General features: G+C 65.7%; 16 protein-coding genes. 1 reads left to right on the plus strand and 15 read right to left on the minus strand.

Features of this window, described 5'->3' with window-relative positions:
- Nucleotides 1–6: 6 nt before the first annotated feature.
- The 13 genes from BCO18175_RS39885 to coq7 form a co-directional block, all read right to left on the minus strand.
- Complete coding sequence (locus BCO18175_RS39885; protein WP_011350841.1) at nucleotides 7–948, minus strand: D-alanine--D-alanine ligase; 942 nt, start codon at nucleotides 946–948, stop codon at nucleotides 7–9.
- 1 nt (nucleotide 949) lies between these two features.
- Entirely contained in the window at nucleotides 950–2,347 is a 1,398-nt protein-coding gene (gene murC, locus BCO18175_RS39890) for a UDP-N-acetylmuramate--L-alanine ligase (RefSeq protein WP_174916804.1), read from the minus strand.
- Nucleotides 2,344–3,447: an undecaprenyldiphospho-muramoylpentapeptide beta-N-acetylglucosaminyltransferase gene (gene murG / locus BCO18175_RS39895; protein WP_174989235.1), complete on the minus strand. Its 1,104-nt coding sequence runs from the start codon at nucleotides 3,445–3,447 to the stop codon at nucleotides 2,344–2,346. The genes murC and murG overlap by 4 nt, the downstream gene beginning before the upstream one ends.
- Nucleotides 3,444–4,727 carry a putative lipid II flippase FtsW gene (gene ftsW, locus BCO18175_RS39900; RefSeq protein ID WP_085042294.1) on the minus strand — a complete coding sequence of 428 codons (1,284 nt, stop codon included), beginning with the start codon at nucleotides 4,725–4,727 and terminating at the stop codon, nucleotides 3,444–3,446. Before ftsW ends, murG begins: the two co-directional genes overlap by 4 nt.
- A complete protein-coding gene (gene murD / locus BCO18175_RS39905; protein WP_174989237.1) occupies nucleotides 4,724–6,238 on the minus strand; it encodes a UDP-N-acetylmuramoyl-L-alanine--D-glutamate ligase in 1,515 nt (504 codons plus the stop codon). The genes ftsW and murD overlap by 4 nt, the downstream gene beginning before the upstream one ends.
- Before the next feature lie 28 nt (nucleotides 6,239–6,266).
- Nucleotides 6,267–7,436 carry a phospho-N-acetylmuramoyl-pentapeptide-transferase gene (mraY, locus tag BCO18175_RS39910; RefSeq protein WP_174916800.1) on the minus strand — a complete coding sequence of 390 codons (1,170 nt, stop codon included), beginning with the start codon at nucleotides 7,434–7,436 and terminating at the stop codon, nucleotides 6,267–6,269.
- Nucleotides 7,437–7,452: 16 nt separating this feature from the next.
- Nucleotides 7,453–8,859: a UDP-N-acetylmuramoyl-tripeptide--D-alanyl-D-alanine ligase gene (locus tag BCO18175_RS39915; RefSeq protein WP_174989239.1), complete on the minus strand. Its 1,407-nt coding sequence runs from the start codon at nucleotides 8,857–8,859 to the stop codon at nucleotides 7,453–7,455.
- On the minus strand, nucleotides 8,856–10,394 hold the full coding sequence (locus BCO18175_RS39920; protein ID WP_174989241.1) for a UDP-N-acetylmuramoyl-L-alanyl-D-glutamate--2,6-diaminopimelate ligase: 1,539 nt from the start codon (nucleotides 10,392–10,394) through the stop codon (nucleotides 8,856–8,858). Before BCO18175_RS39920 ends, BCO18175_RS39915 begins: the two co-directional genes overlap by 4 nt.
- On the minus strand, nucleotides 10,391–12,238 hold the full coding sequence (locus BCO18175_RS39925) for a peptidoglycan D,D-transpeptidase FtsI family protein (protein WP_174972160.1): 1,848 nt from the start codon (nucleotides 12,236–12,238) through the stop codon (nucleotides 10,391–10,393). The genes BCO18175_RS39920 and BCO18175_RS39925 overlap by 4 nt, the downstream gene beginning before the upstream one ends.
- Nucleotides 12,235–12,576 (minus strand): cell division protein FtsL, encoded by a 342-nt coding sequence (gene ftsL / locus BCO18175_RS39930; protein WP_174989243.1) that lies wholly within the window; start codon nucleotides 12,574–12,576, stop codon nucleotides 12,235–12,237. Before ftsL ends, BCO18175_RS39925 begins: the two co-directional genes overlap by 4 nt.
- The gene (rsmH, locus tag BCO18175_RS39935) at nucleotides 12,573–13,514 is read right to left on the minus strand and encodes a 16S rRNA (cytosine(1402)-N(4))-methyltransferase RsmH (RefSeq protein WP_174989245.1); all 942 of its coding nucleotides are present in this window, start codon (nucleotides 13,512–13,514) and stop codon (nucleotides 12,573–12,575) included. Before rsmH ends, ftsL begins: the two co-directional genes overlap by 4 nt.
- A gap of 23 nt (nucleotides 13,515–13,537) precedes the next feature.
- Nucleotides 13,538–13,966, minus strand: coding sequence for a division/cell wall cluster transcriptional repressor MraZ (mraZ, locus tag BCO18175_RS39940; protein WP_006487094.1), 429 nt, complete (start codon nucleotides 13,964–13,966; stop codon nucleotides 13,538–13,540).
- A 386-nt stretch (nucleotides 13,967–14,352) separates the two neighbouring features.
- Complete coding sequence (gene coq7, locus BCO18175_RS39945) at nucleotides 14,353–14,979, minus strand: 2-polyprenyl-3-methyl-6-methoxy-1,4-benzoquinone monooxygenase (RefSeq protein ID WP_027788457.1); 627 nt, start codon at nucleotides 14,977–14,979, stop codon at nucleotides 14,353–14,355.
- Between the two features lie 276 nt (nucleotides 14,980–15,255).
- Between coq7 and BCO18175_RS39950 the strand changes: the two genes are divergently transcribed.
- Nucleotides 15,256–16,413 carry a porin gene (locus BCO18175_RS39950; protein ID WP_174989247.1) on the plus strand — a complete coding sequence of 386 codons (1,158 nt, stop codon included), beginning with the start codon at nucleotides 15,256–15,258 and terminating at the stop codon, nucleotides 16,411–16,413.
- Nucleotides 16,414–16,693: 280 nt separating this feature from the next.
- On the opposite strand, the gene BCO18175_RS39955 is transcribed toward BCO18175_RS39950, so the two are convergent.
- Together BCO18175_RS39955 and BCO18175_RS39960 are read right to left on the minus strand one after the other, a co-directional pair.
- Nucleotides 16,694–18,367, minus strand: a complete 1,674-nt coding sequence (locus BCO18175_RS39955) for a long-chain fatty acid--CoA ligase (protein ID WP_174919080.1) — start codon at nucleotides 18,365–18,367, stop codon at nucleotides 16,694–16,696.
- Nucleotides 18,368–18,503: 136 nt separating this feature from the next.
- Nucleotides 18,504–20,579, minus strand: a complete 2,076-nt coding sequence (locus BCO18175_RS39960; protein ID WP_174989249.1) for a molybdopterin-containing oxidoreductase family protein — start codon at nucleotides 20,577–20,579, stop codon at nucleotides 18,504–18,506.
- Nucleotides 20,580–21,051: the final 472 nt, after the last annotated feature.

The raw sequence follows: 21,051 nt of genomic DNA on the forward strand, positions 1-21,051 counted from the left end.
CCTTCGTCAGTCGTTGAGCGTGAGCGACAGCACCTTCACGACCAGCTCCGAATAGCTGATGCCGACCGCGCGCGCGGCCTTCGGCGGCAGCGAGTGGTCGGTCATGCCCGGCGCGGTGTTCACTTCCAGGAAGTACGCGTTGCCGTCGGCGTCGAGCATGAAGTCCGCGCGGCCCCAGTCGGTGCAGCCGAGCACGTCGAACGCACGGCGCGCGACGCGCTTGAGCTCCGCTTCCTTGTCGGCGGGCAGCCCGCACGGAATCAGGTATTGCGTGTCGTCGGCGATGTACTTCGCGTGATAGTCGTAGAACTCGCCGGCCGGCACGATCTTGATCACCGGCAGGTCGAGATCGCCGGCGATGCAGGCGGTGTATTCGCCGCCGCCTTCGATGCTCTTCTCGACGATCACGATCGGGTCATGCGTCGCGGCTTCCGCGAGTGCAGCCGGCAGCGCATCGGCCGTCTTCACCTTCAGCACCGCGACGCTCGAGCCTTCGCTCGCCGGTTTCACGAACAGCGGCAGGCCGAGCTTCGCGACGATGTCCGTCGCGCGCGCGGCGAGGTCGTCGCCGCGCAGCACCGTCTCGAACGGCGGCGTCGGCACGCCGGTCTGCTGCCACACGAGCTTCGTGCGGAACTTGTCGAGGCCGAGCGCCGACCCGAGCACGCCGCTGCCCGTGTAGCGAATGCCGTAGAAATCGAGCGCGCCCTGGATCTGGCCGTTCTCGCCGTAGCCGCCGTGCAGTGCGTTGAACGCGCGCACGAACCCTTCGTCCTTCAGCGCCGCCAGCGGGCGCTCGGCCGGGTCGAACGGGTGCGCGTCGATGCCCGCGTCGCGCAGGCCCTGCAGCACGAGCTTGCCCGACGTGAGCGACACCTCGCGCTCCGAGGACTCGCCGCCGAACAACACCGCCACCTTGCCGAAACGTTTCGGATCAATCCCGCTCATGTCATGCCTTCTGTTGAGTGTGCTGCGCAACCTTCGCCGGCACGCCGCCGATCGAACCCGCGCCCATCGTGATCACCACGTCGCCGTTTTGCGCGACCTTCGCCAATGCGTCCGGCACGTCGTCGACCGTCGCGACGAACACCGGGTCAACCTTCCCCACCGTGCGCAGTGCACGCGACAGCGCGTCGCCGTTGGCGGTCGAGATCGCAGCCTCGCCGGCCGCGTAGACTTCCGTCAGCACCAGCGCATCGACCGTCGACAGCACGTTGACGAAATCGTCGAAGCAGTCGCGCGTGCGCGTGTAGCGGTGCGGCTGGAACGCCAGCACGAGGCGGCGGCCCGGGAACGCACCGCGCGCGGCAGCGATCGTCGCCGCCATTTCGACCGGGTGATGGCCGTAATCGTCGATCAGCGTGTACTGGCCGCCGTCTGCGGTCGGCACTTCGCCGTAGCGCTGGAAGCGCCGGCCGACGCCGTTGAATTCCGCCAGCGCCAGCTGGATCGCGTCGTCCGACACGCCGAGATCGGTCGCGATCGCGATCGCCGCGAGCGCGTTCTGCACGTTGTGCAGGCCCGGCATGTTCAGCACGACCGCGAGCGGCGCGCGCCCTTCGCGGATCACCGTGAAATGCATGCGGCCGTCGCGTGCGTCGATGTCTTCCGCACGCACCTGCGCGTCCGGCGACAGCCCGTAGCGCACGACCGGCTTCGAGATGAACGGGATGATCTGCCGCACGTTCGGATCGTCGACGCACACGACCGCGCTGCCGTAGAACGGCAGGCGCTGCGTGAATTCGATGAACGCCTGCTTGAGCCGCGCGAAATCGTGGCCGTAGGTGTCCATGTGGTCGGCGTCGATGTTCGTGATGACTTCGATCACCGGATACAGGTTCAGGAACGACGCGTCCGACTCGTCGGCCTCGGCGACGATGAAGTCGCCCGTGCCGAGCCGCGCGTTCGCGCCGGCGCTGATCAGCCGCCCGCCGATCACGAAGGTCGGATCGAGACCGCCCGCCGCGAGCACGCTCGCGACGAGGCTCGTCGTCGTGGTCTTGCCGTGCGTGCCGGCGATCGCGATGCCCTGCTTCAGGCGCATCAGCTCCGCCAGCATCACCGCGCGTTGCACGATCGGCACGCGCTTCGCGCGCGCGGCCAGCACTTCCGGGTTGTCCGAGCGCACGGCCGTCGATACGACGACCGCGTTCGCGCCCTCGATGTTCGCCGCGTCATGGCCGATCGCGATCCGTGCGCCGAGCGCCTGGAGACGATCGGTCACCGCGTTGCGCGACAGGTCCGAGCCGCTGACCTCGTAGCCGAGGTTGACGAGCACTTCGGCGATGCCGCTCATGCCCGCGCCGCCGATGCCGACGAAATGAATGTGTTTGACGATGTGTTTCATTGCAGTTCTTCCAGGTTCGCGCCGGCCGCCTTCGCGCATACGCGCGCGACTTCGTCGGTGGCCTCGGGCTTCGCCAGCGAGCGCGAACGTTCCGCCATTTCCGCGAGCGACGCCCGCGACTGGCCGCGCAACCAGTCGGCGAGCAGCTCCGCCGACAGGTCGCGTTGTTGCACCAATACCGCCCCGCCCGCATCGGCGAGGAACGCGGCGTTGTTCGTCTGGTGATCGTCGACCGCATACGGGAACGGCACGAACAGCGCCGCCACGCCCACCGCCGCGATTTCCGACACCGTCATCGCGCCCGACCGGCAGATCACGAGATCCGCCGCCGCATACGCGGCCGCCATGTCGTCGATGAACGGCACGAGCCGCACGTCTTCGCCGGCCGCGAAACCGGCCGCTTCGTAATTCGCCTTCAGCGCGTCGATGTGCTTCGCGCCGGCCTGGTGCACGATGCGCGGGCGTTCGCCCGGCGTCAGCATCGCCAGCGCGCGCGGCACGACTTCGTTCAGCGCGGCCGCACCGAGGCTGCCGCCGACGACCAGCACGTTCAGCGGGCCGCTGCGCGATGCATAGCGTGCTTTGGGCGCTTCCGTGCGCGCAAGTTCCGCGCGAATCGGGTTACCCGTCCATTCCGCGTGCGGCAGCGCGCCGGGGAACGCGACGAGCACGCGTTTCGCAAATTTCGCGAGCACCTTGTTCGTCAGGCCCGCGATCGAATTCTGTTCATGCAGCACGAGCGGACGGCCCGACAGTGCAGTCATCACACCCGCCGGGAACGTGATGTAGCCGCCCATTCCGAGCACGACGTCGGGCCGCACGCGGCGCAGCGCCGCGAGGCTCTGCCCGCATGCGCGCAGCAGGTTGAACGGCAGCGTCAGCTTGGTCTTCAGGCCCTTGCCGCGCAGCCCGCCGAACCGCACGTACTCCATCGGAATGCCGTGCTTCGGCACGAGCGTCGCTTCCATCCCGGCCGGATTTCCGAGCCACACGACGCGCCAGCCCGCCGCTTCCATCCGGTGCGCGACCGCGAGCCCCGGGAACACGTGGCCCCCGGTGCCGCCTGCCATCACCATCAGCGTGCGTTGCGACGCGGTCATACCTTTCCTCCGCGCATCAGCACCCGGTTTTCGTAGTCGACCCGCAGCAGCACCGCGAGCGCAACGCAGTTCAGCAAGATGCCCGAGCCGCCGTAGCTCACGAGCGGCAGCGTCAGGCCCTTGGTCGGCAGCAGCCCGAGGTTCACGCCCATGTTGATGAAGGTCTGCGCGCCGAACCAGATGCCGATGCCCTTCGCGGTGAGGCCCGCGAACGTGCGATCGAGCGCGAGCGCCTGGCGACCGATCTCGAACGCGCGGCGCACGATCCAGTAGAACAGCAGGATCACGACCAGCACGCCGACGAAACCGAGCTCCTCTCCGATCACCGCGAGGATGAAGTCGGTATGCGCTTCCGGCAGGTAGTTCAGCTTCTCGACGCTGCCGCCGAGACCGACGCCGAACCACTCGCCGCGGCCGAACGCGATCAGCGAGTGCGTGAGCTGGTACGCCTTGCCCTGCGCATAGCGCTCGTCCCATGGATCCAGATACGCGAAGATCCGCTCGCGACGCCACGGCGACAGCCACACCAGCATCGTAAAGGTGCCGACCGCCGTCGCGACGAGGCCGCCGAACAGCTTGCCGTTCACGCCGCCGAGGAACAGCACGCCCATCGCGATCGCCGCGACCACCATGAACGCGCCCATGTCCGGCTCGAGCAGCAGCAGCGCGCCGACCAGGCCGACCGCGAATGCCATCGGCAGGAAGCCCTTGGCGAAGCTCTGCATGTATTCCTGCTTGCGCACCGTGTAGTTCGCCGCGTAGATCGTCACCGCGAGCTTCATGATTTCCGATGGCTGCATGTTCGTGATGCCGAGCGGAATCCAGCGGCGTGCACCGTTCACGCCCTTGCCGACGTGCGGGATCAGCACGATCACGAGGCTGACGAGTGCGATCAGGAAGAGATGCGGCGCGTACTTGTCCCACGTCGACACCGGCACACGGAACGCGATCACCGCCGCGATGAATGCGACGACGAGCGAGATGCAGTGACGCATCAGGAACGCGTAATCGTGATACGACGCGTATTTCGGCGAATCGGGCATTGCGATCGACGCCGAATACACCATCACGACGCCGAGCCCGAGCAGCGCGATCGCGACCCACAGCAGCGAGTAGTCGAAGTCGAGCATCCGCGAACGGCTCGGGCGCACGCCGTTGACGACGCTCGCGAGGCCGCCCGTCGCGGCACGCGTGGCGGACGCGACACGGCCGCCCGCGGCATTGCCGCCGGTGTCGCGGCGATCGTTGAAACGGGACACGAGGCGATCGGACCAGCTCATGGCGTCGCTCCTTTGTCGATGGCGATTTCGTCGACCGCCGCGCGGAACACATCCGCGCGATGGGCGTAGTTCCTGAACATGTCGAGGCTCGCGCAGGCGGGCGACAGCAGCACCGCATCGCCGGGCTCCGCGAGGTCGGCCGCCGCGTGCACCGCGCCTTCGAGCGTCGCGTGGTCGGCGAGCGGCACGCCGGTTTCGGCGAGCGTGTCGCGGATCGCCGGCGCGTCGCGGCCGATCAGCATCACCGCGCGGCACCAGCGCGCGACCGGCGCAACCAGCGGCGCGAAATCCTGTCCCTTGCCGTCGCCGCCCGCGATCAGCACGATCTTCTGCGCGAGCCCGTCGAGCGCGGCAACCGTCGCGCCGACGTTCGTGCCCTTGCTGTCGTCGACGTAGTCCACGTCGTCGATCGTCGCGATCACTTCGACGCGATGCGCCTCGCCGCGGTATTCGCGCAGCGCGTGCAGCAGCGGCGCGGCCGGCAGGTCGATCGCACGGGCGAGCGCGAATGCGGCCAGCGCGTTCGCCGCGTTGTGCAGCCCGCGGATACGCAGTGCATCGGCCGGCATCAGGCGCTTCTGCGCGATGTCGGGCGTATGCGCGGCGTCGCGCTTGCGCCGGCGGGTCGTCGTCGCTGCTTCGTCCGGTGCGTCGCGATCGACGGCTTCGACCAGCCACGCGATGCCGTTGTCGCGCGACAGCCCGTAGTCGCCGTCCTGCACCGGTTCGTTCAGGCCGAACGTGACCGTGCGCGGCGCATCGGCCGCGCCGGCTGCCGGCGCGAACTTCATCACGGCCGCATCGTCGCGGTTCAGCACGCGCGTGGTCGTCGCGCCGAAGATCCGGCCCTTTGCCTGCGCATACGCGTCGAAGCTGCCGTGCCAGTCGAGGTGGTCCTGCGTGATGTTGAGGATCGCGGCCGCATCGGGCGCGAACGTGCGCGCGGTCTCGAGCTGGAAGCTCGACAGTTCGAGTACCCATACGTCGGGCAACGCGGTTTCGTCGATCGCGCCGGCGAGCCGGTCGAGCATCGCCGGGCTGATGTTGCCCGCGACGGCAACCTTCTTGCCCGAGCGCTGGCACAGCAGGCCCGTGAGACTCGTCGTCGTGGTCTTGCCGTTGGTACCCGTGATCGCGAGCACCTTCGGCTGGTAACCGCTCGTGCCGAGCGCGCGCAGCGCCTGCGCGAAGAATTCCAGCTCACCCCACACCGCGACGCCACGTTCGTTCGCGGCCGCGACCAGCGCCGCGAGTGCCGGTTCGAGCGGCGACAGCCCGGGGCTCAGCCCGACGAGCTCGACGCCACCGTCGAGCAGCGCAGGCGTGAACGCCCCGCCGACGAATTCCGCATCGATGCCTTCGGCGTGCAGCGCGGCAAGGTTCGGCGGCGCCTCGCGGGTATCGGCAATACGCAGCCGGCACCCGTGCCTCGCGCACCATCGCGCGATCGCGAGACCCGATTCCCCGAGCCCCAGTACGAGCACCATCGGCCGTTGCCGATCTCCAAACATCTCGCCAGACATCCTTGTTACCTTTCCTTTACCGCAGCTTGAGGGTGGTCAAACCGAACAGGCACAGCATCAGCGTGATGATCCAGAAACGCACGACCACCTGCGTTTCCTTCCAGCCGGACAATTCGAAATGGTGATGCAGCGGCGCCATCTTCAGCAGACGCCGCCCTTCGCCGTAGCGCTTTTTCGTGTACTTGAACCACGAAACCTGCAGCATCACCGACAGCGTTTCCGCGACGAAGATGCCGCCCATGATGAAGAGCACGATTTCCTGGCGCACGATCACCGCGATCGTGCCGAGCGCGCCGCCGAGCGCCAGCGCGCCGACGTCGCCCATGAACACCTGCGCGGGGTGCGTGTTGTACCAGAGGAACGCGAGCCCTGCCCCGCCCATCGCGGAACAGAAGATCAGCAATTCGCCCGCGCCCGGGATGTGCGGGAACAGCAGGTATTTTGAATAGACCGCGCTGCCCATCACGTACGCGAACACACCCAGCGACGCGCCGACCAGCACGACCGGCATGATCACGAGACCGTCAAGGCCGTCGGTCAGGTTCACCGCATTGCTCGCGCCGACGATCACGAAGTACGTCAGCACGATGAAGCCCCAGACGCCGAGCGGATAGCTGATCGACTTCAGGAACGGCAGCATCAGGTCGGCGCGTGCCGGCAGCCCCATCGACAGGCCGCTCCTCACCCACGCCATGAACAGGTCGAACACGCGCACGTTGTTCGCTTCGGACACGCTGAACGCGAGGTAGACGGCCGCGAACAGCCCGATCACCGACTGCCAGAAATACTTCTCGCGCGACGACATCCCGCGCGGGTCCTTGTGGACGACCTTGCGGTAATCGTCGACCCAGCCGATCACGCCGAAACCGAACGTGACGAGCATCACGATCCAGATGAAACGGTTCGTCAGGTCGCCCCACAGCAGCGTCGCGACCGCGATGCCGATCAGGATCAGCACGCCGCCCATCGTCGGCGTGCCGGACTTGACCAGGTGCGTCTGCGGACCGTCCTTGCGCACGGCCTGACCGACCTTCATTTGCGTCAGCTTGCGGATCACCCACGGTCCGCACACGAGCCCGATCCCGAGCGCGGTGATGGTGGCCATCACCGCACGGAACGTGAGGTACGTGAACAAGCGCAAAAAGCTTGCGTCTCCTTGCAGCCATTGCGCCAGCGCCAGCAGCATGCTTCCTTCCTTCTACTCAGTGTGCAGCGGGCGCCGTGCCCGCTGCGGGTTGGTTCGTCAACGCGTCGACCACGCGCTCCATCTTCATGTACCGCGAGCCCTTCACGAGCAGCGTCGCCTGCGCGCCGTAGCCCGCCGCGAGCAGTGCGCCGACCAGCGCGCCGACGTCATCGAAATGACGGGCCGTGTCGCCGTACGCCGTGCAGGCATCGCGCGACGCGTCGCCAAGCGCGAACAGCGCGTCGATCCCGCGCTCGCGCGCGTATGCACCGACCTCGCGATGGAAGGCCGGCCCTTCGTCGCCGACCTCGCCCATGTCGCCGATCACCAGCACGCGCGGCGCCGGCTGCGCGGCGAGCACGTCGATCGCGGCACGCATCGAGTCGGGATTCGCGTTGTACGTATCGTCGACGACCGTCGCACCCGCGAGGCTGCCTGCGATCGCCTGCTTCACCTGCAGCCGGCCCTTGACCGGCTCGAACGATTCGAGGCCCTGCTTGATCGCCGACAGCGCGACGCCGGCGCCCAGCGCCGCGGCCGTCGCGGCCAGCGCGTTGCGCGCGTTGTGCTCGCCGAGCGCGCGCAACCGCACCGTGACGGTGCCCGCGGGCGTATCGATCGCGAGTTCGCCGCCGTGCAGACGGCCCGTGACCTGCGCGTCGTTCTGCCGTTCGGCATCGTGCAGCGCGAAATCGAGGATCCGGTTGCCGGTCGCCGCGACGCGCCAGATACCCGCGTACGCGTCATCGGCCGGGAACACCGCAATGCCGTCCGGCGGCAGCGCGTGAATCACGGCCGCATGTTCGAGCGCGACGGCTTCGACCGTCGCCATGAACTCCTGGTGCTCGCGCTGCGCGTTGTTGACGAGCGCGACCGTCGGCGCCGTGAGGCGCGCGAGGACTTCGGTCTCGCCCGGGTGGTTCATCCCGATCTCGATCACCGCGAGACGATGCGCGGCCGACAGGCGCAGCAGCGTCAGCGGCAGGCCGACGTCGTTGTTCAGGTTGCCGGCCGTCGCGAGCCGTGCGTCGGCGCCGACCGCCGCCGCGAAGATCGACGCGATCATTTCCTTGACGGTCGTCTTGCCGTTGCTGCCCGTCACCGCGACGAGCGGCAGCGCGAATCGTTTGCGCCAGCCATGCGCAAGCGCGCCGAGTGCGGCACGCGTTTCACCGCCTTCGATCGCCGGGATCGTGACGCCCGCCGGCACGTGCGCGACCAGCGCCGCAGCAGCACCGCGTGCAGCAACGTCGCCGAGGAAGTCGTGCGCGTCGAAGCGCTCGCCTTTCAGTGCGACGAACAGGTCGCCGGGGCCGGCCGTGCGGCTGTCCGTCGACACACGGTCGAACGTGACGCCCGCGTCGCCGTGGACGGTCGCGCCGGGGATCAGGCGAGCGGCTTCGTCGAGACTGAGCATCGTCATTCGGCGCCTCCCTTGCCGTGCGTCGCGCGCGCTGCCAGCGCGAGCCGCGCGTGATCCTGGTCGGAGAACGTGCGTTTCTTGCCCATGATTTCCTGCGTGGCCTCGTGGCCCTTGCCGGCCAGCACGACGACATCCTCGCGTGCCGCGCCACGCACGGCCTGCAGGATCGCGCTCGCGCGATCCTCGATACGGCGTGCGTGATCGGGCGCGGTCATGCCCGCGACGATCTGGTCGATGATGCGCTGCGGATCCTCGCTGCGCGGGTTGTCGCTCGTGACGACAGTTTCATCGGCGAACCGCTCCGCGATCGCGCCCATCAGCGGGCGCTTCGTCGCGTCGCGATCACCGCCGCAGCCGAACATGCAGACGAGCCGGCCGCCGCGCGCCGTGGCGATCGGGCGCAGCGCGTCGAGCGTCTTTTCGAGCGCGTCGGGCGTGTGTGCGTAGTCGATCACGACGAGCGGTTCGTCGTTCTGCAGCCGGCCGCCGAGCCGCTGCATCCGGCCGTTCACGGACTCGAGCCGTGCGATCTCGGTGAGCGCCGCATCGAACGGCACGTCGGCCGCGAGCAGCGAACCGAGCACCGCGAGCAGGTTGCTGACGTTGAACGTGCCGAGCGTGCCGACCTCGACGTCGGCGTCGCCCCACGACGAACGCAGACGGAACGCCGTGCCGGTCGCGGTGGCGCGCACGTCGAGCGCGGCCAGTTCGCGATCGGCGTCAGGCGCCGGTGCGTCGCCGATCCCGTACGCGATCGTGCGCACGCGGCCGGCGAGTTTCTCGAGCAGGCGCCGGCCGGCTGCGTCGTCGCGGTTGACGACCGCCGCGCGCAGGCCGCGCCATGCGAACAGCTTCGCCTTCGCGGCCTCGTACGCATCGAACGTGCCGTGATAGTCGAGGTGATCCTGCGTGAGGTTCGTAAACACCGCGATGTCGAAGGCCGTACCGTTCACACGCCCCTGGTGCAGCGCGTGCGACGACACCTCCATCGCCACGGCCTTCGCGCCCGCGTCGCGCAATTGCGCGAGGCTGCGCTGCAGTTGCGGCGCATCGGGGGTCGTGAAACCCGTCGGCACGAGGTGGCCGGGCATCCCGCTGCCGAGCGTGCCGATCACCGCGCACGGCTGGTGCAGCGCCGTCAGCGCCGTAGCGATCCATTGCGTGCACGAGGTCTTCCCGTTCGTGCCGGTCACGCCCACCGCGAGCAGACTGTCGCTCGGATCGCCGTACCAGCCGCTGGCGATTTCGCCGGCGAGCTGGTCGAGCGCCGGCACGGCCAGTGCAACGGGCACCCCAGGCGCAACGGCCAGCCCTTCCGGCTGATACAGCACGGCGGCCGCGCCACGCGCGACGGCGTCGGCAATGAAGGCACGATTGTCTGCCCCGTCGACGGCATACGCGACGAACACGTCGCCAGCCTTGAGGCTGCGCGTGTCGGCATGCAGTTGCGCTGCGGGGGCCACATGCTGACGCAGCCACGCAAGCGCGGCTGCGATCTGCTGATGCGCCGGATGGGAACTGCGAGCGGCGCTCATCGAACAACTCCTGGTGAATTACGCGTCGTGCTGGACACGATCATATGCTTCGCACCGCCACCCGCGGCCAGCTTTTGCGGCCCCGTCGCGGAAGGTGCTGCCGGCGAATCGTCAGACACGACAAGCTGCTTGATCGGCATGTTCGGCGGCACGTTCAGCGCACGCATCGTGTCGCCGGCGATCGCCGAGAATACGGGGCCGGACACCTGGCCACCGAAGTGGCTGCCGGCGGTCGGCTCGTCGACCGACACCGCGACGACGATGCGCGGATTCGGCATCGGCGCCATCCCGACGAACGATGCGCGGTACTTGCGCGTGTAACCGTGACCTTCATGCTTGTACGCGGTACCGCTCTTGCCGCCGACGCGATAGCCCGGCACGGCCGCATCAGGCGACGTGCCGCCCGGCGCCACCACCGTCTCGAGCATCGCGCGCACTTCGCGCGCGGTGGTCGGGTTGAACACCTGCGTACCCACGACCGGCTGGTTGGGGTCGGTCTTGAAAATGGTCACGGGCATCAGCTCGCCGTCATGCGCGATCGCCGTGTACGCACGCGCGAGCTGGAACAACGACACCGACAGGCCGTAGCCGTACGACATCGTCGCCTGCTCGATGCGACGCCAGCTCTTCCACGGACGCAGGCGGCCGGCCACCGCACCCGGGAATCCGACCTTCGGCGCCTGGCCGAGGCCGATGCTCGTATACATATTCCACATTTCCTCGGGCCGCATCGTCATCGCGATCTTCGTCGCGCCGATGTTGCTCGACTTCTGGATCACGCCGCCGACCGTCAGCGTGCCGAAACCCGCGTCGTCGGTGATCGGTGCGCCGTCGAGCACGAAATGCCCGTTGCCCGTCTCGACGAGCGTGTTCGGCGTCACGCGGTGCAGGTCGAGCGCGAGCGACACCGTAAACGGCTTCATGATCGAGCCCGGCTCGAACACGTCGGTCATGATCCGGTTGCGCAGCTGTTCGCCCGTCATGCGCGAGCGGTCGTTCGGGTTGTACGTCGGGTAGTTGACGAGTGCGAGCACCTCGCCGGTGCGCACGTCGACGACCATCGCCGCGCCGGCCTTCGCCTTGAACTTCTCGACGGCAGCCTTCAGGTTCGCGTACGCGATGTACTGGATCTTGCTGTCGATCGACAGGTCGACGTCGGTGCCGTTGTGCGGCGGAATCTGCTCGGCGACGTCCTCGACGATGTGCCCCATCCGGTCCTTGATCACGCGACGCACGCCCGACGTGCCGGACAGCATCTTCTGGTCGCCCAGTTCGACGCCTTCCTGCCCTTCGTCCTCGACGTTCGTGAAACCGATCAGGTGAGCGGTGATCTCGCCTTCCGGATAGAAGCGCTTGTATTCGTTGCGCTGATTGATACCGGGAATGTCGAGCGCGGCGACCTTGTCCGCGACGTCGAGCGGCACCTGGCGCTTGACGTAGACGAACCCCTTGTCTTCCGACAGCTTCACGCGCAGTTCCTTCGGCGTCATGCCGAGGAGCTTGCCGAGCTGGTTGACCTTGTCGGCATCGAGATCGTCCGGCACCGCGTCGGGAATCGCCCAGATCGCGCGCACCGGCAGGCTCGTCGCGAGCACGAGCCCGTTACGGTCGAGAATCTTGCCGCGCGTCGCCGGCAGCTCGAGCGTGCGCTGGTAGCGGCTTTCGCCCTGCTTCTGGTAGAACGCGTTGCCCGGCCCCTGGATCCAGAACGCACGCGCGGCCAGCGCGACGAACGCCATGAACAGCAGGAACACGACGAGCTTCGAGCGCCACATCGGCAGATGCACGCCCAGCACGGGACTGGACGAGAACTTCACGTTCTGGCGCTTCTGGGACGGCTTCATCGCGCGCCTCCCTTGCCCTTGCCGTTCGTGTCCGCCGAAGCCGGGATCGGTGCGTCGATCGCCTTCGCGGCGCCCGGCGACAGCGTCAGGTATTGCGTGCGGCCGGTCGTGATCGGCTGCATCTTCAGCGAATCGTTCGCGAGCTGCTCGATGCGCGACGTCTTCGACAGCGCGCTCTGCTGATATTGAAGCTGCGCGTAGTCCTGCTGGAACTGACGCTCCTGCGACTGCGCGCGCTGCAGCTGGATGAAGATCTGGCGCTGCTGATTCGTCGAATTGACGACCGACAGCGCGCAACCCATCACGATGATCAGCAGGAAGATATTGAAGCGGCTCATGGCGTGACGCGCTCCGCAATGCGCATCACGGCGGAGCGGGCGCGCGGATTCGCAGCGACTTCCGCTTCACTTGGAAACTGGCGGCTGATGATCTTGAGCGGCGGACTCGGGAGGTCGACGGCACGGATCGGCAGGCGACGATCGACCGCAGGCGCACTCGCGTGCGCCTGCATGAATCGCTTGACGATCCGATCCTCGAGTGAATGAAAGCTGATGACCACCAGCCGCCCCCCTTGATCCAGCAACGACAGTGCCGCGTCTAGTACGACTTGCAGGTCCGCAAGCTCTTGATTGACGTGAATCCGTATAGCCTGAAAGGTGCGGGTTGCCGGATCCTTGCCCTTCTCACGGGTTTTGACGACGTGACCCACGATTTGGGCAAGCTCGCCCGTGGTGTCGAGAGGCCCAAGACGGTCGGACTCTGCCCGGCGAGCAACAAGCGCCTTTGCAATCTGAAAAGCAAACCGTTCTTCCCCATAATCCCGTATCACCTCCGTCAATTCCTGCACCGAAGCCCGTGCGAGCCATTCCGCCGCCGACTCGCCGCGCGTCGGATCCATCCGCATGTCCAGCGGACCATCGGCGCGGAAGCTGAAGCCGCGCGCCGGATCGTCCACCTGCGGCGAGGACACGCCCAGGTCGAGCAACACACCCGACACCTTCTCGACGCCGCGCGCCGCAAGCGCGTCGCGCATCGATGCAAAGCTGTCATGCACGATCGAGAAGCGCGCATCCTCGATGCCCTGCGCCGTCTCGATCGCTCTCGGATCCTTGTCGAACGCGATCAGCCGCCCGGCCGGCGCCAGACGCGCGAGCACCGCGCGGCTATGGCCGCCGCGCCCGAACGTGCCGTCGACATAGATGCCGTCCGGTCGCGTCACGAGCGAGTCGACCGCTTCGTCCAACAACACGGTCCGATGTTGCAATTCGTTTCCCATCGCGGGCGTCTCCGTCACCGCAATCAGAACGTGAAATTCTTCAGCGCGTCGGGCATGCCCTGCGCCATCGCTGCCTGCTCCTTCGCGTTGTAGGTTTGCGAATCCCACAGCTCGAAGTGACTACCCATTCCCAACAACATGACTTCCTTTTCCAGTCCGGCTGCCATGCGCAGCTCGGGCGATACGAGAATCCGGCCCGCGCTGTCGAGATCGACATCCATCGCATTGCCGAGAAAAATGCGCCGCCACCAGTGCGCGTCCATCGGCAGCGCGGCGATCTTGGCGCGGAATACTTCCCATTCGGGGCGCGGAAACAGCAACAGGCAGCCGTCCGGGTGCTTGGTCACAGTCACCCGTCCTTCTGCCTGTCCTTGCAGCGCTTCGCGATAGCGAGCCGGCACCGACATCCGCCCTTTCGCATCGAGCGTCAGCGCCGACGCCCCTTGGAACACTTTCCGCTCTCCCGTTCAGGGCACCGAAGCACCCGCTACATGCTGAGAATTTAGCCGGAATAGCCCGCCAAATCACACAAAAATACACTTTCTCACACTGTCTCCCACTTTAGAGGAAGGGTGTGGCACGGTCAAGGGAGCGGCCCGCTTTTTTGACGAATTTTGTTAGTTAGAACAAGGACTTACGCGCACATGCTCATGCGGCCCCTCATTCCAAAAACCGTTATAAATGAATGAGCTAGTGCAACTTGTGAAGGTGATACGTGAGAAAGACGGGCCAGACGGGTGTGCGGACGGGGCTTTCGGGGGCGGGAAAACGAGGAATAAACGGGCGGTATCAGCGGTGGGGAACCGGGGCGACGTCGCGCATCGCCCCGGTGTGAATCTCACAGATAGTACGCAGTGCTCGTCATGACTTTCGATGCGGCGCGCATCAGCATCCGTGCGGGCAGCGGCAGCTCGATCCCGCCTGCGTCGGCCGCTGCCTTGCCGTGCTTCACTTCGTCGATACGCATCTGGTCGACGATCGCCCGCGACGCAGTATCGGCCGCCGGCAACTCGGACATATGGCCTTCGAGATGGCTCTCGACCTGCCGTTCGGTCTCGGCCATGAAGCCGAGGCTGACCTTGTCGCCGAGCGCGCCGGCCGCGACGCCGATCGCGAGCGAACCCGCATACCAGAGCGGGTTCAGCAGGCTCGGGCGCGAGTCGAGCTCTTTCAGGCGGTGCGCGGTCCACGCGAGGTGGTCCTCCTCCTCGCGCGCAGCCTCTTCGAACATCGCCTTTGCCGACGCCGTGCGCGCGGTGAGTTTCTGCGCCTGGTACAGCGCCTGCGCGCAGACCTCGCCGACATGGTTCACGCGCATCAGCCCGGCGGCATGCGTGCGCTCCGCAGGCGTCAGTTCGACGGCCGGCGCCTCGGCCGGCGCGGGCACCGGCCGGCTCATCCGGCTAATGCCGGTCAGCGATCGCAGGCCGCGATCGAATTCACTGATCAGTTCATCAAACACTATCCTGTTCTCCTGGCTGCAGGTGCTGCCGCGAGCGGCAAGGGCACGAGTCCGCTGCGTAACCGACTTGATTATTCAGCGGAAATTGCGGTTAACCCGTGATTTTAACCATTGTTGCATAAAGGAAACATGGCGACCTTGAGCTGCGGCATTTCGCTTTGTGGCAAAAAACGGTTTTGCTACATTACGTGCGACTTCTTGCGAAGTTGATGGGGTCCGTCAACAGAACATAACTATCCGCCCCGCCAGAAAAATTCAGTGAATTTTGGAGATCCGTTAATGAAAAAGTCGCTTCTCGCGCTCGTCGCGCTGGGCGCGTTCGCTGGCGCTGCCCATGCGCAAAGCAGCGTGACGCTTTACGGCATCATCGATGAAGGCCTGCTCTTCAACAACAACTCAGGCGGCAAGCACCTGTACAGCATGGCCAGCGGCGTGATGCAAGGCAGCCGCTTCGGCTTGCGCGGCACCGAAGACCTCGGTGGCGGCCTGAAGGCGATCTTCACCCTCGAAAACGGTTTCGACGTGAACAGCGGCAAGCTCGGTCAGGGCGGCCTGATGTTCGGTCGTCAGGCTTACGTCGGCCTGTCGAGCCAGTACGGTACGGTCACGCTGGGTCGTCAATACGACTCCGTCGTCGACTTCGTCGGCCCGCTCGAGGCAGGCGACCAGTGGGGCGGCTACATCGCCGCTCACCCGGGCGACCTCGACAACTTCAACAACGCCTATCGCGTGAACAACGCGATCAAGTACACGAGCCCGACCTATGCCGGCTTCTCGTTCGGCGGCGTGTACAGCCTCGGCGGCATCGCAGGCCAGTTCGCGAAGAACCAGGTCTGGTCGCTCGGCGCAGGCTACAACAACGGCCCGCTGGTCCTGGGCGTCGGCTACTTGAACGCACGTACGCCGGGCAACGCCGGCGGCATGTTCAACAATGGTTCGACGGCTTCGGCTGCTCCGGTCACGTCGCCGGTCTACGGCGCGTACGCGAACAACGCGAACACGTACCAGGTCATCGGCGCGGGCGGTGCGTACACGTTCGGCGCGGCGACGATCGGCGCGACGTACTCGAACACGAAGTTCAAGGGCTTCTCGGTTGGCCCGTACGTGAACCAGACCGCGACGTTCAACAACGGCGAAATCAACTTCAAGTATCAGTTGACCCCGGCGTTGATCCTCGGCGCAGCGTACGACTACACGCAAGGCAGCAAGATCGACGGCGCGTCCGCAGCCAAGTACCACCAGGGCTCGGTCGGCGTCGACTACTTCCTGTCGAAGCGCACGGACGTCTACGTGATCGGCGTGTACCAGCACGCATCGGGCAATGCGCTCGACGCAGAAGGCAACGTCGTCAAGGCGACGGCAGCGATCAATGGTCTCAGCGGTTCGAGCACCAGCAACCAGGTCGCGGCACGCGTCGGTATCCGTCACAAGTTCTAATCAGCTTGCCTGACAAGCCGCAGCATATTGAAGGCGCCTTCGGGCGCCTTTTTCTTTTCCGGGTATCCGCAAAGCTGGAGTGCGGCGAATCGCATCGGCCGCGACGTGCTGGTCACGGAGGCGCCGTGCAGCCTGCTTCTGCTTGGCAATCGAAACGCACGGCCACCGCCGCAAGCCTGCTCCGGACGCAGCCCCGTTCGGAAACGGCCTCTTCGCGGCCGCACCGAAAACAAAAAAAGCCCGGCACAAGCCGGGCTTTTCCATTCGATCGACTGCGCCGTTACGCGCGTCCGTCGCGCAGTTCGCGCCGCAGGATCTTGCCGACGTTCGTTTTCGGCAGCTCGGTACGGAACTCGACCAGCTTCGGCCGCTTGTAGCCGGTGAGCCGCTCCTTGCAGTAGGCCAGGATGTCCTTGTCGGTAAGGGCCGGATCCTTCTTCACGATGAACAGCTTCACGGCTTCGCCGGAATGCTCGTCGGGCACGCCGACCGCCGCCACCTCGAACACGCCCGGGTGCGACGCCACCACGTCCTCGACTTCGTTCGGATACACGTTGAAGCCCGATACGAGAATCATGTCCTTCTTCCGGTCGACGATCTTCACGTAACCGCGCGCATCCATCACGCCGACGTCGCCCGTCTTGAAGAAGCCGTCCGCGAACATGACCTTCGCGGTCTCGTCCGGCCGGTTCCAGTAGCCGGCCATCACCTGCGGCCCGCGAATGCAGATCTCGCCGGGTTCGCCGAGCGCGACGTCGTTGCCCGCGTCGTCGCGAATCGCCACTTCGGTCGACGGCAGCGGCAAGCCGATCGTCCCGCTGTATTCGGTCGCGGTCACGGGGTTGCAGGTCGCCACCGGCGACGTTTCGGACAGCCCGTATCCTTCGATGATCGCCGTATGGGTCTTTTCATACCAGCGTTTCGCGACGCCTTCCTGGATCGCCATGCCGCCGCCGTTGGCGATCACGAGCTTCGACAGGTCAAGCTGATTGAATTCCGGGTGATTCAGCAGTGCGTTGTACAGCGTGTTGACCGCCGGGATCGTCGAGATCTGGTAGCCCTTCAGCTCCTTGATCATGCCCGCGATGTCGCGCGGGTTCGGGATCAGGATGCCCATGCCGCCCGTACGCAGCGTCAGGAAACCGCAGACGGTCAGCGCGAACACGTGATACAGCGGCAGCGCGACAACCGTCACGAACTGTTTCACCTCCGGAAACTTCTCATGCGCCGGATGATGCCAGGCGCCCGCCTGCAGCACGTTAGACACGATGTTCCGGTGCAGCAGCGTCGCGCCCTTCGCGACGCCCGTCGTACCGCCCGTGTATTGCAGGAACGCGACGTCGTCGGGGCCGACCTTCTGCGCCTTGAATGCCTGACGCGCGCCTTCCGACAGCGCGGCCTTGAAGCGCGTGAACGACGGCAGCTGCCAGGCAGGCACCATCTTCTTCACGTTGCGCACGACGTAGTTGACGAGCCATCCCTTGATGCCCAGCAGATCGCCCATCGATGCGACGACGACGTGCTTGACGCTCGTATTCGCGATGACGGCCTGCAGCGTCGACGCGAAATTCTCGAGGATGACGATCGCCTCCGCACCGCTATCCTTCAGCTGATGTTCGAGCTCGCGCGGTGTATAGAGCGGGTTGACGTTGACGACGGTGTAGCCCGCGCGCAGTACCGCGACGATCGCCACGGGATACTGCAGCACGTTCGGCATCATGATCGCGACGCGCGCCCCGCGCGCCAGCCCCCGCGATTGCAGCCAGGCGCCGAACTGGCGCGACAGCTTGTCGAGTTCACCGTACGTGATGCCCTTGCCCATGCAGACGAACGCCGTGCGGTCGCGGTACTGCCGGAAGCTTTCGTCGAGCAGGTCTGGGACAGAGGGATAAGGAGACGCGTCAATTTCGGCTGGAACGCCGGGTGGGTACGATTTCAGCCAAATTTTGTCCATACTGCGCGTCTCCTCACAGATTTTCGAATGGTCGTGCTAAAACGCATCGTAACGGCTCGACCGTCCCGAGACAACAGGGTTAGATGTCCACTTCGAACTTCCGTGTAAAATCGTCTGATCATACGGTGATATCCGATCAAATGCGTTCAACTTCCACAAGGCAATCGTAAAACGTCGCCGAATTGCCAAGATCGGTGAGCGCCTGGCTCGTCACCTCGTTCGCGTTCCTGCCGTCCGGTGACAGCTTCTTCCACCAGATCGACAGCCCGACGACGAGCCCTGCACGTGCGCGATCGGTAATTCTCGCGAGCGCCTGCATCGATCCGCGGTCGTTGAAGATGCGTACAAGGTCGCCCTCGACGATGCCGCGCACGTCCGCGTCGGCCGGGTGGATGTCGAGATGCGGCTCGCCTTCGGTATGACGCAGGCTGTCGACGTTCACGAACGTGCTGTTCAGGAAGTGGCGAGCCGGTGGCGAAATCATCGCGAGCGGATAGCGTGCGGCGAGCTCAGGCGCGGCTTCTGCAGACTCGAACGGCGGCAGGTAGTCGGGCACGGGGTCCACGCCCATCTGCTCGAGCCGCGGGCTATAGAACTCGCACTTGCCGGACGGCGTACGGAAACCGCCATTCGCGAACGGCGCCTCCGGCAGCTTGAGCTTCAGCCAGCCATCACGCTTCAGCGTGTCCCAATCGCTGTCGAGCGCGGGATCGTCCCAGCGGAGCGCCGCACGTGCGACCTCTTCATCGCTGTGATAAAGCGCGGGCTCGTCGAGCCTCATGCTGCGCGCGATGCCGCGGAAGATCTCCGTATTCGGCCGCGCGTCTCCCACCGGGGAAATCGACGGCAGGTTCGCCATCACGTAGGTGTGGCCGTACGATTTGTGGATGTCCAGATGCTCGAGTTGCGTGGTTGCCGGCAACACAATGTCGGCGAAATCGACGGTATCTGTCTTGAAATGCTCGAGAACGACCGTGAACAGATCGTCGCGCGCGAACCCCGCGGCGACCTTTGAAGAATCCGGCGCGACGGCCACCGGATTCGAGTTGTACACGATCACCGCTTCGACTTTCGGCCCGAAGGCTGCATCGCCCGGGTGCAACAGCGCGTCGCCGATCGCGTTCATGTTGATGATGCGCGGCAGCTTGTGCGGCCAGCCCGGCATCAAATCCGGGCGCAGCAGCGCAGCCTGGTTGACCGGTGCGGATTCCGACGACGAGAGCAACAGCCCGCCGGCGCGATCCCGCCATGCCCCCGTCAGCGCAGGCAGGCTTGCGATCGCGCGTACGGCGTTGCCGCCGCCGCGAACGCGCTGCATGCCATAGTTGAGGCGGATCGATGCCTTGCGGGTAGCGCCGTAGCGACGCGCAAGGTCGACCAGATCCGCCGCGTCGATATCGCAGATCTGCGCGACGCGTTCCGGCGGATAGGACATCGCCCGCTCCTTGAGCGCATCGAAGCCGAGCGTATGGCTGGCGATGTAGTCGTGATCGAGCAGGTCTTCGGTAATCAGCACGTGCATCATGCCGAGTGCGAACGCGCCATCGGTGCCGGGTTTCAACGCGATATGCTGGTGGCACTTCTCCGCTGTCAGCGAACGGTACGGATCGATCGCGACCAGGCGTGCGCCTCGTCGCTTCGCTTCCTGCGCGCGCGTCCAGAAGTGCAGACTCGACGCGATCGGGTTCGCCCCCCAGATCAGAATCAGTTCGCTTTCCTCGAAATGCTCGAGGTGCATGCCGAGACTGCCACCATAGGTGTAACGCAACCCCGCTGCACCGGCGGCCGCGCAGATCGTGCGCTCCAGCCGCGATGCGCCGAGCTTGTGGAAGAACCGCTGGGCAATACCCTCCCCTTGCACGAGCCCCATCGTCCCGGCGTAGCTGTAGGGCATGATCGCTTCGGGTGCGCGCGCCGCGATTTCACCGAGACGACGGCCGATCTCATCGAACGCCTCGTCCCAACTGATCGGTACGAAATGCCCTTCCCCTTTCGCGCCGATGCGCTTGAGCGGGACGGTGAGGCGGTCGGGGTGATGAACGCGATCGGCATATCGGCTGACTTTCGTGCACAACACGCCTTGTGTCGGCGGATGGTCGGGATCGCCCGTGACCTTGATCGCCTTGCCGTTTTCGACAGTCACACGCATTGCGCACGTGTCCGGACAATCATGCGGGCAAACAGCCCGGGCTACCTGAATGGCGGCGTTCATCGTTTTGAGTGCAAAGATGGGGATCCGCAAATTTTACGTGGACACGCCGAATAAAGCGTTCATTTCGAGCGGATTCTGCGTGATCTGACCGAAAAGCGATTGGGGGAAGTCGCGGAGTTTCGGCGGTCCCGTGCGTCTTCCGCAGGGGGACTTGCATGGTCAATCCGACACTCGTCGGCGACGATGGAAAGCCGGTCATGTACGGCGGTGCCAACCGATACACGAGGAAGAAGGGAGTGCAGCTTTGATCGAAGATACGATCAATAGACCAAGGGATCGCGAATGATATCTACCGATCAGGGAACCGGGAGCTGCGATTGGTTGCACGTGGGAGGGGTGATGTGGAAACTTCGGCCAGGCCGCCCATCCCGATCCCACGCACGTTTCCTCCGCGCAAATGCAAAAACCCCCGCCTTTCGGGCGGGGGTTTCTGGCTTAGGGAGCCTGACGATTACCTACTTTCACACGGGAA

The organism is Burkholderia lata, assembly GCF_902499335.1.
Taxonomy (GTDB): Bacteria; Pseudomonadota; Gammaproteobacteria; order Burkholderiales; family Burkholderiaceae; genus Burkholderia; species Burkholderia lata_B.

Bases quoted from the DNA above. Each gene is read 5' to 3' on its own strand.
- BCO18175_RS39885 (WP_011350841.1), bottom strand. From the start codon at position 948: ATGAGCGGGATTGATCCGAAACGTTTCGGCAAGGTGGCGGTGTTGTTC.
- murC (WP_174916804.1), bottom strand. From the start codon at position 2,347: ATGAAACACATCGTCAAACACATTCATTTCGTCGGCATCGGCGGCGCG.
- murG (WP_174989235.1), bottom strand. From the start codon at position 3,447: ATGACCGCGTCGCAACGCACGCTGATGGTGATGGCAGGCGGCACCGGG.
- ftsW (WP_085042294.1), bottom strand. From the start codon at position 4,727: ATGAGCTGGTCCGATCGCCTCGTGTCCCGTTTCAACGATCGCCGCGAC.
- murD (WP_174989237.1), bottom strand. From the start codon at position 6,238: ATGTTTGGAGATCGGCAACGGCCGATGGTGCTCGTACTGGGGCTCGGG.
- mraY (WP_174916800.1), bottom strand. From the start codon at position 7,436: ATGCTGCTGGCGCTGGCGCAATGGCTGCAAGGAGACGCAAGCTTTTTG.
- BCO18175_RS39915 (WP_174989239.1), bottom strand. From the start codon at position 8,859: ATGACGATGCTCAGTCTCGACGAAGCCGCTCGCCTGATCCCCGGCGCG.
- BCO18175_RS39920 (WP_174989241.1), bottom strand. From the start codon at position 10,394: ATGAGCGCCGCTCGCAGTTCCCATCCGGCGCATCAGCAGATCGCAGCC.
- BCO18175_RS39925 (WP_174972160.1), bottom strand. From the start codon at position 12,238: ATGAAGCCGTCCCAGAAGCGCCAGAACGTGAAGTTCTCGTCCAGTCCC.
- ftsL (WP_174989243.1), bottom strand. From the start codon at position 12,576: ATGAGCCGCTTCAATATCTTCCTGCTGATCATCGTGATGGGTTGCGCG.
- rsmH (WP_174989245.1), bottom strand. From the start codon at position 13,514: ATGGGAAACGAATTGCAACATCGGACCGTGTTGTTGGACGAAGCGGTC.
- BCO18175_RS39950 (WP_174989247.1), top strand. From the start codon at position 15,256: ATGAAAAAGTCGCTTCTCGCGCTCGTCGCGCTGGGCGCGTTCGCTGGC.
- BCO18175_RS39955 (WP_174919080.1), bottom strand. From the start codon at position 18,367: ATGGACAAAATTTGGCTGAAATCGTACCCACCCGGCGTTCCAGCCGAA.
- BCO18175_RS39960 (WP_174989249.1), bottom strand. From the start codon at position 20,579: ATGAACGCCGCCATTCAGGTAGCCCGGGCTGTTTGCCCGCATGATTGT.